13 protein-coding genes and 1 pseudogene are annotated in these 14,214 nt (G+C 39.2%); 11 read left to right on the plus strand and 3 right to left on the minus strand.

Annotated elements, in window-relative coordinates; all coding sequences use genetic code 11:
- Window positions 1-32 precede the first annotated feature (32 nt).
- On the plus strand, window positions 33-686 hold the full coding sequence (locus tag A0J48_RS13010) for a LapA family protein (RefSeq protein ID WP_200323653.1): 654 nt from the start codon (window positions 33-35) through the stop codon (window positions 684-686).
- Window positions 687-779: 93 nt separating this feature from the next.
- Here A0J48_RS13010 and A0J48_RS13015 read toward each other — a convergent pair whose 3' ends face one another.
- A complete protein-coding gene (locus tag A0J48_RS13015; RefSeq protein ID WP_200323654.1) occupies window positions 780-992 on the minus strand; it encodes a hypothetical protein in 213 nt (70 codons plus the stop codon).
- A 585-nt stretch (window positions 993-1,577) separates the two neighbouring features.
- On the opposite strand from A0J48_RS13015, the gene A0J48_RS13020 reads away from it, so the two are divergent.
- The 7 genes and pseudogenes from A0J48_RS13020 to A0J48_RS13050 all read left to right on the plus strand — a co-directional run.
- A complete protein-coding gene (locus A0J48_RS13020; RefSeq protein WP_200323655.1) occupies window positions 1,578-3,077 on the plus strand; it encodes a helix-turn-helix transcriptional regulator in 1,500 nt (499 codons plus the stop codon).
- 57 nt (window positions 3,078-3,134) lie between these two features.
- Window positions 3,135-3,698 carry a shikimate kinase gene (locus tag A0J48_RS13025; RefSeq protein WP_200323656.1) on the plus strand — a complete coding sequence of 188 codons (564 nt, stop codon included), beginning with the start codon at window positions 3,135-3,137 and terminating at the stop codon, window positions 3,696-3,698.
- Between the two features lie 70 nt (window positions 3,699-3,768).
- A complete protein-coding gene (gene argB / locus A0J48_RS13030; RefSeq protein WP_200323657.1) occupies window positions 3,769-4,665 on the plus strand; it encodes an acetylglutamate kinase in 897 nt (298 codons plus the stop codon).
- 109 nt (window positions 4,666-4,774) lie between these two features.
- A complete protein-coding gene (locus A0J48_RS13035) occupies window positions 4,775-5,296 on the plus strand; it encodes a tetratricopeptide repeat protein (protein ID WP_200323659.1) in 522 nt (173 codons plus the stop codon).
- Between the two features lie 162 nt (window positions 5,297-5,458).
- Entirely contained in the window at window positions 5,459-6,286 is an 828-nt protein-coding gene (locus A0J48_RS13040) for a DUF3153 domain-containing protein (protein WP_200323660.1), read from the plus strand.
- A 623-nt stretch (window positions 6,287-6,909) separates the two neighbouring features.
- On the plus strand, window positions 6,910-7,029 hold the full coding sequence (locus A0J48_RS13045) for a WD40 repeat domain-containing protein (RefSeq protein ID WP_411841131.1): 120 nt from the start codon (window positions 6,910-6,912) through the stop codon (window positions 7,027-7,029).
- 167 nt (window positions 7,030-7,196) lie between these two features.
- Window positions 7,197-7,529, plus strand: a pseudogene (locus A0J48_RS13050) (Uma2 family endonuclease); the annotation flags it as partial.
- Window positions 7,530-7,639: 110 nt separating this feature from the next.
- Here the strand turns inward: A0J48_RS13050 and pdxH are convergent.
- Window positions 7,640-8,284 (minus strand): pyridoxamine 5'-phosphate oxidase, encoded by a 645-nt coding sequence (gene pdxH / locus A0J48_RS13055; RefSeq protein ID WP_200323662.1) that lies wholly within the window; start codon window positions 8,282-8,284, stop codon window positions 7,640-7,642.
- A gap of 84 nt (window positions 8,285-8,368) precedes the next feature.
- Between pdxH and A0J48_RS13060 the strand changes: the two genes are divergently transcribed.
- The 3 genes from A0J48_RS13060 (at window position 8,369) to A0J48_RS13070 (ending at window position 11,846) form a co-directional block, all read left to right on the plus strand.
- Window positions 8,369-9,463 (plus strand): AI-2E family transporter, encoded by a 1,095-nt coding sequence (locus A0J48_RS13060; protein WP_200323663.1) that lies wholly within the window; start codon window positions 8,369-8,371, stop codon window positions 9,461-9,463.
- Window positions 9,464-9,552: 89 nt separating this feature from the next.
- Window positions 9,553-10,368 (plus strand): segregation/condensation protein A, encoded by an 816-nt coding sequence (locus A0J48_RS13065; RefSeq protein ID WP_200323664.1) that lies wholly within the window; start codon window positions 9,553-9,555, stop codon window positions 10,366-10,368.
- A 308-nt stretch (window positions 10,369-10,676) separates the two neighbouring features.
- The gene (locus A0J48_RS13070; protein ID WP_200323665.1) at window positions 10,677-11,846 is read left to right on the plus strand and encodes a sugar phosphate nucleotidyltransferase; all 1,170 of its coding nucleotides are present in this window, start codon (window positions 10,677-10,679) and stop codon (window positions 11,844-11,846) included.
- Between the two features lie 103 nt (window positions 11,847-11,949).
- Here the strand turns inward: A0J48_RS13070 and speA are convergent, their stop codons facing one another.
- Window positions 11,950-13,968, minus strand: a complete 2,019-nt coding sequence (gene speA / locus A0J48_RS13075; RefSeq protein WP_200323667.1) for a biosynthetic arginine decarboxylase — start codon at window positions 13,966-13,968, stop codon at window positions 11,950-11,952.
- Window positions 13,969-14,214: the final 246 nt, after the last annotated feature.

Below are 14,214 nucleotides of genomic sequence, written 5' to 3' on the forward strand. Positions count from 1 at the left end.
CCCTGTTGCCTATTTATGAACAACTGATAAAAATGTCTATAATTCGCTTAATTTTATTACTAGTGGTGCTGGCAGGACTAACACTGTTATTAGTCCAAAATTTTTCGCCTGCTCTTGCCCTGGTATTTTTGGGGATGCGAACTCAACCATTACCATTAAGTTTATGGATTTTATTTAGTATTGTTGCTGGCGGTTTTACATCTGTTTTGATAGTTACCTTGTTGAAAGTAGGTAATTATTTCGGTCAACAGACATCAACCACCTCGTTTAAATCAACAGCCACTGCACCGCGTATCAATAAAAATGCGAGGGAAGAAAATCCACGTAAACCAGCAAGTACGACCGATTACACTACCAATAACGAGTTTGACGATTGGGATATAGATCCTAACCAAAATAACGATTGGGATTTTGATCAATCACCACAAACCGCAAGTTCTAAAACCTACGCACCTCAGCAACCACCTAAAAATAGTTCCCATTCTGATTCAGTTTACTCCTACAGTTCCCAAGAACCTAAAAATACTGGGGTGGGAAAGAGTGAATCCATTTACGATGCTGATTACCGAGTAATTATCCCTCCTTATCAACCACCAACCAAGACAACTGCTGATCCAACAGATGATGATTGGGATTTTTTTGAAGACGACGATTTTGATGATGACAACAAACCTACTCGACGCTAGAACAGAGAAACCACGCAAGTGATTTACGGTTGATGAGGAAGAGAAAAACAGTTTTCCTCTTTTACAATTTCCGATCTAAAATCCCAAGTTGTGTTACCTCACCGTCTTCAATTGACGCTGCTCCCGATACTCCCGTGACTCCTGCTTAATTTCACCCATCATTGCCGCTTCCTGCAAAGCCATAAAGGCATTAAAATCTTCAAAGTCATATCGGGTAGATAACAGTTGTCTGAGTTGGTTTTCTGCTTGCAAAGTTAAATAGCCAGTTGTAAAAGCTGTTTGCACAATGTCTCGAATTCGAGTCATCGTTGATACCTCATTCATATCACATTTATTAATTAACGCTTATCCTGATCAAAACGTGGTTGTATAAAGATGCGCCGAATTCTATAACTAACCGCAAAGGACGCAAAGTACACAAAGAAAGAGCTAAAGAAATTTAGCGCCGCCTCATAAAGAAACGGTATAAGACATTTAGCCATCAGACCTGTCACAGAAGTGTAGGAAGAGGTATTAGAGAGGGAGTAAAGAGCTAATGCTTTAACCTTTTCTCAGTCTTCCCAAACGCACTTTTCCCAGATATCTGACTAGGTAGGTGATAACCCGTTATCTCGTAACACTAGGATTTGAGAACTATAACACTGTGTTATTGACAACTCTCTTTTATGTAAAACTCATTTCACCTTTTTATATGGACAGAATTTATTTCCTTAAAGTTTCCAACAAGATATATGAAATTTACGTTAAGTTTAAGGATACCTAAGTAATAAATAAAAATGCACCTAACAACTGTTATTAAATTCGTTATAAATTTATCATTAGTTTATCAGGTCTTTATAGAATAAACGTTAGTATATCGCTAACGTAGCTATCACGAAAATATTAACAATAATGCCGTTAGTAGATTCCCGACCAACAGAAGAAGAATTTATAGAAGCACAAAATAATTGGGATTTAGAGAAATTGTATGTAGACTTAGCTTCTGCAAAGAGAAAAGCTCTCACACCTGTGGAAAAGAAATTGCTGAGAGGTTTGCTTTGTGGTTGTAGTCCTGCGGAAATAGCAACTAAAGTTTATCAAAGTCGCAATAGCAGCACTGTCAGAGTTTATCTTTCTAATGGAGTATATAAATACATAGAAGATTTGCTGAGTAACCAAACAGGATATTCAGTTAAGGTAAAAAATTGGAGTCATGTAACTCATTTATTAGAAAAAGCAGGGTATAAAAAAAATTGGTTTCCAGTCAAACCAATCACTACTTTGCTCAACAATACCAAAGTACAAGAAGCTGGTTTACTGAATGTGGAAGTGACAAAAATTCAAGATTGGGGTGAGGCGGTTGATGTCACTAGGTTCTGTGGTAGGAAAATGGAACTCACCAGAGTCTCAGAATGGATTGTACAACAAGGTTGTCGGTTGGTTGTAGTTTTGGGGATGGGTGGAATTGGGAAAACTGCTTTTTCTGTCAAGTTAGCTCAAGAGGTTGAAGATAAGTTTGAATTTGTGATTTGGCGATCGCTACATCTCTGCCCTAAGATAGATGCAATGTTACTAGAACTGATGCAGACATTATCACCAAACTGGCAGATAGACACAACCGCAACTCTCAATACTAAAATTTCTCAATTGATTAATGCTTTACGCAAAGTACGTTGTCTGCTAGTTTTCGATCATGTTGACTCGATTTTATCCAGTAATAGTGGTAATTCTGTAACAACCAGTAAACTTGATCTGCCGACAGAAATTCAATATCGACGAGGTTATGAAGGTTACGGTGAGTTAATTAGAAGAATAGGAGAATCCCAACATCAAAGCTGCTTATTGTTAACTAGTCGGGAAAAACTACCAGAAATTGCGGTAATAGAAGGTAAAAAACTGCCTGTGCGCTCTTTAAAATTGACTGGTTTAAACAAAATAGAAAGCTTGGAGATCCTTGAAGCTAAAGGATTGGCAAAATTAGACTCTACAGAATCTGACGTATTGATTGATTGGTATGCTGGTAATCCGTTATTTTTGAAATTAGTGGCCACCACCATTCAAGATTTATTTGGTGGTAGTATTTATCAGTTTATAAAACAGGGTACTCCGGTTTTTGGCGATATTCGCAGAATTTTAGACCAGCAGTTTAATCGCTTGTCTGAGTTAGAAAAATATATTATGTACTGGCTGGTACTTAATCCAGAGTGTAATTCTGTAATAACTTTAACAACTCACATTATACCCGGAACGTCACCAAGATTAGGAAAAATATTAATTTTGGAAACGCTAGAATTACTCCAGCGACGATCATTTATTGATACCAAAGCAGCAAGTTTAGCCCCCAGTCAAGTCTGGAGAGACTATATAATTGAACGCTTAAAAGAAAAAGACTCTCAATCTACTACTTACTGAAACTAAGTGCAGTTGATCAGATAAAATTAGGGGTGGTTAACGGGAGTGAAGACATTAGTGAATAACTTATTAAGAGGAGTCAACCTGTATTTAATTGGCATGATGGGTGTTGGTAAAACGACTGTAGGAAGGTTACTAGCACAGCAACTTGGTTATGGATTTATAGATACTGATGATGTGATAGTTAAAGCTGCGGGAAAATCTATCAATGAGATATTTACCACCGAAGGAGAAGCAGCATTTCGACAGTTAGAAAGCGATGTTTTAGGTCAAGTTTGTGCCTATACTAAATTGGTTATAGCTACCGGTGGGGGTATTATTCTCCGTCAAGAAAATTGGGGCTATTTGCGTCATGGGTTGATAGTGTGGCTGGATGCCTCAGTGGAAATCTTGTTAAATCGTCTAGCGGAGGATGATACAAGACCGCTTTTACAAGATTCTGACCCTGAAGGAAAATTGCTATCGCTCCTCCAACAACGTCAACCGCTTTATTCTCAAGCAGACTTACACATTACCATCACCCCATCAGAAACACCAGAACAAATTGCCACGCGCATTCTAGAAGCAATTCCTAGTGTTCTCAAAACTCAAGATTCACAATCATCTGAGGGTAGGGTGTAGGGTGTAGATAAGAGATAATGCACGCTTTTGTCTAAAATGTATTGGTAATCTACGTCTTGCACAAATTTTCATGATGGTGAATGATACCGAGTATATCAGGCAAGCTGAAGCGAATCGCGTAGAAATCCTCAGCGAAGCACTACCTTACATTCAACAATTCGCAGGTCGCACCGTTGTAGTCAAATACGGAGGTGCGGCTATGAAAGATAGCACCCTCAAAGATAAAGTTATCCGCGATATCGTATTTCTATCCTGCGTCGGCCTGCGACCAATTTTAGTACATGGTGGTGGCCCAGAAATTAACAGTTGGTTGGATAAACTGGGAATTGAAGCACAGTTTAAGAATGGTTTGCGCGTTACTGATGCACCGACAATGGATGTGGTAGAAATGGTGTTAGTCGGTCGTGTGAATAAAGAAATTGTCGCTTTAATTAACCAAGCTGGTGGTAAGGCTGTGGGACTTTGTGGTAAAGATGGACACTTAATTACTGCTCGTCCCCAAGGTGATGAAGGTATCGGTTTTGTTGGGGAAGTTAGTAATGTTAACATCAAGATATTAGAAACTTTAGCTAGTAATGGCTATATTCCCGTAGTTTCTAGTGTTGCTGCTGACGATAATGGACAAGCATATAACATTAATGCTGATACTGTAGCTGGGGAAATAGCGGCTGCATTAGGAGCAGAGAAGTTAATTTTACTGACTGATACCAGAGGCATATTAAAAAATTACAAAGATCCATCTACCCTAATTCCCAAAGTAGATATTCCAGAAGCTCGTCAATTGATTAACGATGGAATAGTTAGTGGGGGTATGATTCCTAAAGTAAATTGCTGTGTGCGATCGCTCGCTCAAGGAGTTAAAGCAGCACACATCATTGATGGTCGCATTCCCCACGCCTTACTGTTAGAAATCTTTACAGATGTAGGGATTGGCACAATGATTCTCGGTTCTCAGTTTAAATCATAATTTTAGTAATTGGGGATTGGTGATTGGTGATTGGGGACTGGGGAAATTAACATTCTACCTTTTGTCTTTTGCCTTTTCCCACTGACAACTGACAACTGACAACTGACTCATGACTACAGAAAGTATAGAAATTGCTCAATCTCGTTACCAAGCTGGAAAAAATGCCTTTGAAAATGGACAATATCGTCAAGCAGTGGATAATTTAGAACAAGCTAGTGCGTTATTAGCCAAGAATACACGCTTCGCCGGTGAAGTAGATATTTGGTTGGTGAATGCTTATGAAGCTGCTGGACGTTCTGAAGATGCGATCGCACTTTGTCAACAACTCTCCCGTCATCCCCATTACGAAACTAGGTCACAAGCTAAGAGATTGGTCTATATTTTAAAAGCTCCTAAGCTGAAAAGACCAAAAGAGTGGATGACGGAAATTCCAGATTTTGGCACAATTGCTGATAACGACTCCAAAAAATTTGTCACGGCCAAGTCTAAAAAATCTACCTCTCCACAGAAGTTGAAAGAACCAGAATATGTTGATCTCAGTCAAGTCAATACAAAGGATAATCGTTTTATCTGGGTAGCTTTAATTGCTGTTGGGTTAACAATTTTCTATCTAGGTTGGTTAAGTTTTTAAGTAGATGATACCAAATAGAAGAAAATATTCAGAATAATTGAACGCTGATGAACGCCGATGAACACAGATAAAGATTGATTAATAGATGTAATAATTCTATGCAGCCTCACAGAAAATTGGTATGACAGATGACAGTAAAGAGGTGAATGGAGAATAAAATTTATGAACATAGCTAATTTTTCCAAAAAAGTATTTAAGTTGAGATTCATAAATTTATTTAAATTAGGTTTTAAAAGAAGTTTGCCATTGCCAATACATATTTTTTCATTTTTGATAATATGTACATCTTTAATATTATCAGGTTGTGTTCAATATGATTTAGGAATTGACTTTAATAACACTAATAATGGTGAATTTGTACAGCATATTAAACTATCTGAAAACTTAACTAGTTTTAGTGGTGATTATGTTTACGATTGGTTAAATAGTTTAGAAAATAGAGCGCGGAAATTAGCAGGTTCAGCAAAGCGCATTTCTCCAGAAGAAGTAATTGTGAAAATTCCCTTTACTAACAGTCAAGAGTTGCAAGACAAATTTAGTGGTTTTTTTAATTATCGCATTTCTCAAAAATCCCAGACAGTCTCTGAAGATTCAGAAATACCAACAATTGCTTCCAACTTAATCGTAAAGGATAATAACTTTTTACTTTTATCGAGAAATCATTTAATATATGATTTAGATTTGCGTTCTCTTTCTGCACTTACCAGCAAAGCAACTGGGTTAACAGGTACAGGTTCAATTATTAATTTAGATTTTAGCTTGCAGACACCTTGGGGAATGAAGAATATTCCACAAACCGCAGATGCTATCCAACCAGAAAAAAATGGAAATCAGCTAGTATGGAAACTCAAACCAGGTGAGTTAAACCACATTGAAGTAGTTTTTTGGCTTCCTAATTTATTGGGGATCGGGGCTTTATTAATTATTCTGTTTGTGTGGGGCGGTTTTTATTTGAGATATACATTGTTAGCATCAGGATTAAAGGATTAAAAGAATTTTATTGTCTGAATCAGGATATCCAGGATTTGAGGATTTACAGGATTTTAGTGATTGCCTCCGGCACTGGCGTAGCTAATCGCCTCCAGGACTACGCTCCGCGCAATCGCTCCTTTTCGACTTGACAAGTTGTAAATAATTTTGTACACTGATGCTATAAGTGGGAATCTGTGCGCGCCTATATATATGGTTTTTAATTTTCTGGATGGGAATTTTGGGAAGGCAGATAACCACCTGATTCTGACAAAAAAATCCTTTTAGAAAAACCTACTATTATCAAACAACATCCTGATAATTCCTAAAATCCTGGGTATCCTGATTTTAGCAATAAGCAACCCTTGGATTATTTTCAATACCATCATAACATGACCCTGTAAGAAGTCAAGACCCTTGTAATTGCGCTGGGTTTATTGACACTATTCTCAATAATTTTTGAGGTAAAACCCTTGATCTGGCTTTTTTGGGGAAATGAAGTTAAGAATTATTAAGGTAGCTGACGTTAAGACGCTAAGACGCTAAGAGTTAAAAAAGTTTCCGTAAATTTGGTTAAGCGATCGCACAACTCAAAAAATAGGGTTAGCGACACTATCAAAATTTGGAACTTAGCCACAGGAGAATTGAAATCTACCCTCACTGGTCATTCTGGCTTGGTTTGGTTCCTAGCTATCAGTCCCGATGGTCAGACTTTGGTTAGTGGGAGTTGGGACAACACTATCAAAATTTGGCGGTTAGAGTAGTCTGAATCAGGATGTCCAGGATGGTTTTTGAAGATTGATCTAAATTTTCAGAAGTTGTATTTTGTCTGAATCAGGATTTTCAGGATATGAACGCAGATAGATGCAGATGGTGAGAATCAGGACAACCAACATTTAGGGATGTAGAGGATGAAATTGCAAAATTTCGTCTGCAACCTCTTTCCTTAGTAATTAATCAATCCCTCACTTTAGCAGAATTTCTCAACCTACCAGAAACAAAACCAGTTAAAGAATATATCAATGGGAAAATTATCACTAAACCCATGCCTAAAGGAAAACATAGCCGATTACAATTAAGACTAAGCAATAGTATTAATGATATCACCGAATCTGAAAAAATAGCTTATGCTTTTCCTGAGTTGCGTTGTAGTTTTGGTGTCCGTTCAGTAGTTCCTGATATCGCAGTTTTTACATGGTCAAATATTCCCTTTACTGCTGAAGATGAAGTACCCAATAATTTTTTAATTTCTCCAGATTGGACACCCAATAGTATTTTATGAAATTGTGGTACGGGCATCTTACGGGAACTAGGAATTGACCCCAATAGTATTTTATGAAATTGTGGTACGGGCATCTTGCCCGCTACAAAAAATTAGGGTGACAACCGTTCTATCTTCCAACCCCCATCATTCAAACGAGTATAAAGCAACCTGTCATGTAAACGGCTAGAACGTCCCTGCCAAAATTCAATTTCCTGGGGAATAACCCGAAAACCTCCCCAGTGAGGTGGTCTAGGAACTTCCTGATTTTCATATTTGCGCTGAAATTCCTGCAATTGTGCTTCTAAAATTTCCCGACTGGGAATTACTTCACTTTGATTAGAAGCCCATGCACCTAAGCGACTTCCTGGTGGACGCATCTCAAAATAACCATCAGACTCCTCTGAGGAAATCTTTTCTACAGTCCCCAAAATTCTCACTTGGCGTTCTAATTCCGCCCACCAGAAAACTAAGGCAGCATGGGGATTTGCAGCGATTTCTTGGCCTTTGTTACTATTATAGTTAGTAAATAACACAAAGCCCCGTTCATCAAAATTTTTTAACAGTACCATTCTGGCTGAGGGTTTACCATCTGGAGAAGATGTAGCCAAAGTCATAGCGTTAGGTTCAGGTAATTGTGCTGCTAGAGCCTGCTCAAACCAGAATTTAAATTGTATAAAAGGATTAGGGTCAACTTCTTTTTCATTCAAATCTTGCAAAGTATAGTCTTTGCGAAGGTCAGCAATGCTTCTATCCATTGGTAATTAGTAATTGGTAATTAATTTAATTATTCACTGTCACCTGTCACCTGTCACCTGTCACCTGCCTAGACATTACATCAGATGCGCCGTTCAGCTTCCCTTCAAACTTTATTAATTTATGGTCTGAGTGGCCCGATTATCGCTCTTAATGTCTGGCTACTGTCAATGCTGTTTCGTTATTTTCAGCACCCAATTACTATCCTGAGTATTGCAGCTATTTTGGCGTTTTTGCTCAATTACCCAGTTAAATTATTGGAAAAGGCTAGAATTAATCGCACTCACGCAGTGATTATAGTCTTAATCATTACTTTAACTTTGTTAATAATTTTAGGTGTCACCCTTGTACCAATGGTAATTGATCAAACAATCCAGCTTTTAAATAAAATTCCTGACTGGTTAGTTTCTAGTCAAGATAACCTGGGAAAATTACAAATATTAGCGCGTCAGAAACGCATACATATTGATTTAAGTTTAGTAACTACTCAAATTAATGCGAATATCCAAAGCCTGGTGCAACAGATAGCTTCCGGTGCGGTGGGATTTGCGGGAACACTTTTATCAGGATTACTGAACGTAGTTTTAGTAGTCGTGTTAGCTTTTTATATGCTGCTATATGGAGATCGTGTATGGTATGGTCTAATTAATCTTCTCCCCTCTAATATTGGTACTCCCTTCAGTAAATCATTACAGTTGAATTTCCAGAACTTTTTCCTCAGTCAAATATTGCTGGGACTGTTCATGGTGGTAGTTCTCACTCCCATTTTCCTATTTCTGAGAGTACCATTTGCCCTATTATTTGCGATTGTGATTGGTATTTCCGAACTTATTCCTTTTGTTGGAGCGACTTTAGGGATTGGTTTAGTCACAATTTTGGTATTACTGCAAAATTGGTGGTTAGCATTTCCAGTCGCAACAGTGGCAATTATCATGCAGCAAATTAAGGATAATCTCTTAGCACCCAAGTTACTCGGTAACTTTATTGGACTCAACCCTTTATGGATTTTTATATCTATTTTGATGGGATTTGAAATCGCGGGTTTATTAGGAACATTAGTTGCTGTACCTGTAGCCGGTACTATCAAAGGCACATTTGACGCTATTAAAAACAACAAACATAATGATTACGTATCAAATTTTACGGTTACTTATGAATCAAAATCTAGTGAAAATAAATAAATAGGGCCTTGGGCATTAGGTTATTCATCTTCCCCTGCTTCCCCTGCTCCCCCTGCTTCTTCACTATCCCCTATTCTCTCATAAAATGAATGGATGCTAACCAACTATTAGAAACAATTACACACCTGATTGACCAAGCAGAAAAGGGAGAAATAGATCCTTGGGATGTACAGGTGATTGAGGTGATTGACCGCTACTTAGAATTAATGACACCAAAGGTAACAGCAAGAGGTTATGAAGCGGACTTGTCCCAATCTGGGCAGGCTTTTTTATCAGCATCAATGCTTGTATTATTCAAAGCGAATACTTTAATGCAATTGTCAACAGTAGATAATATTATAGAAGATGTGTCTGATGATTCCCTATTAGACGGTGAAGATGGGGGATTATATCCTATCCAGCGTCTGCAATTAGAGCGACAGTTGCGCCGTCGTCCAGCAGCAATGCCACCGTCAAAACGCCGTGTGACTCTACAAGAGTTAATCACGCAATTGCAGATTATGGCTAACCAGCTAAAACGGGTAGAAAAAGCTAGTAAACCTCACCGTCCTAAGCGTCAGCCCAGTATGCAAACTATGCGGGAGGCGCTGGAATTAGCTCACCAAGAAAATCTGACAGAAGTCGCTTTAGAACTAGAACAGGTGCTGCATCTTTTCGCAAGGGATCTAAATTTAGATGAACAAAGTTTAAATCTAGAAGAACTTGTACAGTTATGGACTAAAACAAAGCAACCGAATAAAAACGGCGAGTACCATGAATCAGAACATGGTGACATAGTGAGCGTTTTTTGGGCCTTACTATTGTTATCTGCTCAATCGAAAGTAGAGCTATTTCAAGAAGAATTTTACCAGGAGATCAAAATTCGTTTACCTACTTCAGCCAGCGGTTGCAATCCCATCAACTAAACTTTTGCGTCAGCAAAACCCAGAATCCTAGTAAATTGATAAAGATAACTGACCGTTGATACTCCCCTGGCTCAAGCAGTTCGCATCAGCGTCACGCTAGAAAGAGGACTATCATAATTAGTTTTAAACGAGCTTGAACGTCGGTTTTACTAGTCCCATTTCAGAAGATTCATTCTTCTTGGGTCGCTTAAAGACCTGCTAAACACTCGGTTGAAACCTTTGTGCCTACTGTTCTTCCCGATATTTAGTGAACCATTTTTCTCCCAGGGCTACAGCTACTGGATGTCCAAATTCCCGTAAGGTTTTTTATGAAAGCAATGATTCTCGCAGCGGGTAAAGGTACTCGTGTACGTCCTATTACATATATAATTCCCAAACCAATGATTCCTATCTTGCAAAAGCCAGTGATGGAGTTTTTATTGGAACTGCTGCGCCAACATGGATTTGACGAAATTATGGTCAATGTGAGCCATTTGGCTGAGGAAATAGAAAATTATTTCCGCGATGGTCAAAGGTTTGGTGTGCAGATTGCTTATTCTTTTGAAGGCAAAATTGATGATGACGGTAAACTTGTAGGAGAAGCAATTGGTTCGGCTGGAGGGATGCGGCGTATTCAAGACTTTTCCCCTTTTTTTGATGATACTTTTGTGGTGTTATGTGGTGACGCTTTGATTGATTTAGATTTAACTGCTGCGGTGAAGTGGCATAAAGCTAAGGGGTCAATTGCTACTATCATTACTAAATCTGTCCCCAAGGAAGAAGTTTCCAGTTATGGTGTGGTGGTAACAGATGATGATCATCGGGTAAAAGCTTTCCAAGAAAAACCCTCAACAGAAGAAGCTCTTAGCACTAATATCAATACAGGTATTTATATTTTTGAGCCAGAGGTGTTTAATTACATTCCCTCTGGGGTTGAGTATGATATTGGAAGTGATTTGTTTCCCAAACTGGTGGAAATCAATGCACCTTTTTATGCCATTCCGATGGATTTTGAATGGGTAGACATTGGGAAAGTCCCTGATTATTGGCGAGCAATTCGCGGTGTATTGCTAGGAGAAATTAAAAATGTGCAAATTCCTGGGAATGAAGTTGCTCCTGGTATTTACACTGGCTTAAATGTAGCAGTTAACTGGGATAAGGTGGATATCACTGGCCCGGTTTACATTGGTGGTATGACCAGAATTGAAGACGGTGCGAAAATAGTTGGTCCGGCGATGATTGGTCCTAATTGCTGGATTTGTAGTGGTGCAACTGTAGACAACAGCGTGATTTTTGAATGGTCGCGTTTGGGACCAGGTGTGCGGTTGGTGGATAAATTGGTATTTGGACGTTACTGTGTGGATAAAACTGGAGCAGCGATTGATGTTCAAGCTGCCGCGTTAGACTGGCTGATTACAGATGCTCGTCAAGCTCCACCAGCTGATACTCCTATTGAACGCCAAGCGATCGCGGAATTGTTAGGGACAAATTCAATTTAGGGAATAGGGAATAGGGAATAGGGAATAGGCAAAAGGCAAAAGGCAAAAGGCAAAAGTTGATTAATTTTTCTATGCCCAATGCCCAATGCCCAATGCACCAATCCTAACTATTCAGGTAAGTATATCTTCTGAGGCTTTGCTCATAAGTTTGTAGCAGTCGCTGAGATTCTGCTAAGGTGATGCGGTTTTCTTCTAGGGCTTTCTCACAACGTTGGCGGATGTTTTCTACCATGTCTTCGGAGTCGTACTGCACGTAGCTAACTACTTCGCTCATGGTATCACCCTTCACAACGTGTTCAATTTGGTAGCCTTTGGGTGTTAGTTGAATGTGAACGGCGTTGGTATCACCAAACAAGTTGTGTAAGTTACCCATAATTTCTTGGTAAGCTCCATTGAGGAACATTCCTAAATAATAGGGTTCATCAGGTTTAAATTTGTGCAGTTCTAAAACTGATTTGACATCTCGCAAATCAATAAAGCGGTCAATTTTACCATCACTATCACAAGTTAGGTCTGCTAAAATTCCTCGTTGTGTAGGTTCTTGATCTAGCTTATGTATGGGCATGATCGGAAATAGTTGATCAATTGCCCAACAATCGGGTGCTGATTGAAACACAGAAAGATTGATGTAGTAGATGGAAGCCATGATTTTCTCTAGGTCTTCCAATTCGTCGGGTACGTATTCCTGCTGTCTGGTAATTTCCAAAATTTTCCGACAACAAGCCCAGTAAAGTCGCTCGGCTTTAGCTCGTTCTCTGAGTCGCAAAATTCCTAAGTTAAAACGGCTAATGGCTTCTTCCTTAAATTGAGCCGCGTCGTGGTAAAACTCTTGATAGTTTTCTTGGTTAATAGAGTGGTAAGTTTCCCACAAATAATTAATGATTGGTGATTCTCCCTCTTGTGGTGGATCTGGAAGTTCCAGGGGGACATCACTGGTGCTAAGTACATCAAAGATGAGGACTGATTGATGGGAGGCGATCGCTCTGCCACTTTCGCTAATCAGTGTAGGTACGGATATTTGACGTTCAGCACAGGTATCTTTTAACTCTGCCACAATATCATTAGCATAGTTTTGCATATTGTAGTTTTTGGAGGCGTAGAAATTGGTTTGAGAACCGTCATAATCTACACCCAAGCCACCACCAACATCCAGATATTTCATATCTGCGCCTAACATCGCCAATTCTACGTAAATACGACTGGCTTCTTGGATGGCATCTTTAATCACATTGATGGCAGAAATTTGTGAACCAATATGGAAGTGTAACAACTGTAAGGAGTCAAGTAAATTAGCTTCCCGTAATTTGTCAACTGCTTCCATAATTTCAGGAATCGTCAGGCCAAACTTAGCCCGATCGCCTGTGGAAGTTCCCCACCGTCCCATGCCTTGGGTGCTTAATTTTGCCCGTACCCCTAAAATGGGCTTGATTCCTAATTGCTTGTTAGCAGCAATTACCAAATCAACTTCTTCAATCTGTTCAATGACAATAATTGCCGTTTGTCCTAACCTTTGGGATAACATTGCTGTTTCAATGTATTCTCGGTCTTTGTAACCATTGCAAACTAACAATGCCCCTGGAGTATCTAACAAAGCTAGAGCAATCATTAATTCTGGCTTAGAACCTGCTTCTAGCCCAAATTGATGAGGTTTGCCAAAACGCACCAAATCTTCAATTAAGTGCCTTTCTTGGTTGCATTTGACGGGAAATACACCACGATAAACACCGGGATAGTTATAACGAGCGATCGCTTTAGCAAAACAAGCATTTAAACGTTCAATTCGGTCTTCCAAAATATCAGAAAAGCGAATTAACAGCGGCAGTCCCAAATTACGCTGTTTTAAGGCATTGACTAATTCAAACAAATCTAAAGAACCACCGCGATCGCCCTTGGGAGAAACTGTCACGTTTCCAGCCGCATTAATCGAAAAATAAGGTCTTCCCCAACCTTCAATCCGGTATAAGTCTTCACTATCCTCAATTTTCCACACACGGGGTAAATCTCCCGTCGTCGTAGTGGCAGGAGATGGTAGAAGTTTCTTTAACTTCTGGCTTTTCAATTCAGCTTTATGCCCATTTGGAGGCACTTTGACAATCTCATCAGTAGTTGATTCGACACCCATTTCTTCCTAACCTCTGTGTTTCACCCACGAACAACAATTTAGCAAATTCGCCACAGAACGGATATGCAACCAGCAAGAATTTTTGATGAGTAGGAAATTCAGGAGTTCAGGAGTATGGCTAACGCCACGCTACGCTATCAGGAGTATGGCTTACGCCACGCTGCGCTATCAGGAGTTCAGGAAGAAGAAAGAATTAATTTTTCTCCCTTACACTCCTACACCCTACACCCTACACCCTACACCCCA

The organism is Sphaerospermopsis aphanizomenoides BCCUSP55, from assembly GCF_001586785.1.
Lineage (GTDB): Bacteria > Cyanobacteriota > Cyanobacteriia > Cyanobacteriales > Nostocaceae > Sphaerospermopsis_A > Sphaerospermopsis_A aphanizomenoides_A.

Coding starts and splice junctions, on each gene's coding strand:
- pdxH (WP_200323662.1), bottom strand. CDS start 8,284: ATGGATAGAAGCATTGCTGACCTTCGCAAAGACTATACTTTGCAAGAT.
- speA (WP_200323667.1), bottom strand. CDS start 13,968: ATGGGTGTCGAATCAACTACTGATGAGATTGTCAAAGTGCCTCCAAAT.
- A0J48_RS13060 (WP_200323663.1), top strand. CDS start 8,369: ATGCGCCGTTCAGCTTCCCTTCAAACTTTATTAATTTATGGTCTGAGT.
- argB (WP_200323657.1), top strand. CDS start 3,769: ATGATGGTGAATGATACCGAGTATATCAGGCAAGCTGAAGCGAATCGC.
- A0J48_RS13020 (WP_200323655.1), top strand. CDS start 1,578: ATGCCGTTAGTAGATTCCCGACCAACAGAAGAAGAATTTATAGAAGCA.
- A0J48_RS13070 (WP_200323665.1), top strand. CDS start 10,677: ATGAAAGCAATGATTCTCGCAGCGGGTAAAGGTACTCGTGTACGTCCT.
- A0J48_RS13015 (WP_200323654.1), bottom strand. CDS start 992: ATGACTCGAATTCGAGACATTGTGCAAACAGCTTTTACAACTGGCTAT.
- A0J48_RS13010 (WP_200323653.1), top strand. CDS start 33: ATGTCTATAATTCGCTTAATTTTATTACTAGTGGTGCTGGCAGGACTA.
- A0J48_RS13040 (WP_200323660.1), top strand. CDS start 5,459: ATGAACATAGCTAATTTTTCCAAAAAAGTATTTAAGTTGAGATTCATA.
- A0J48_RS13065 (WP_200323664.1), top strand. CDS start 9,553: ATGGATGCTAACCAACTATTAGAAACAATTACACACCTGATTGACCAA.
- A0J48_RS13035 (WP_200323659.1), top strand. CDS start 4,775: ATGACTACAGAAAGTATAGAAATTGCTCAATCTCGTTACCAAGCTGGA.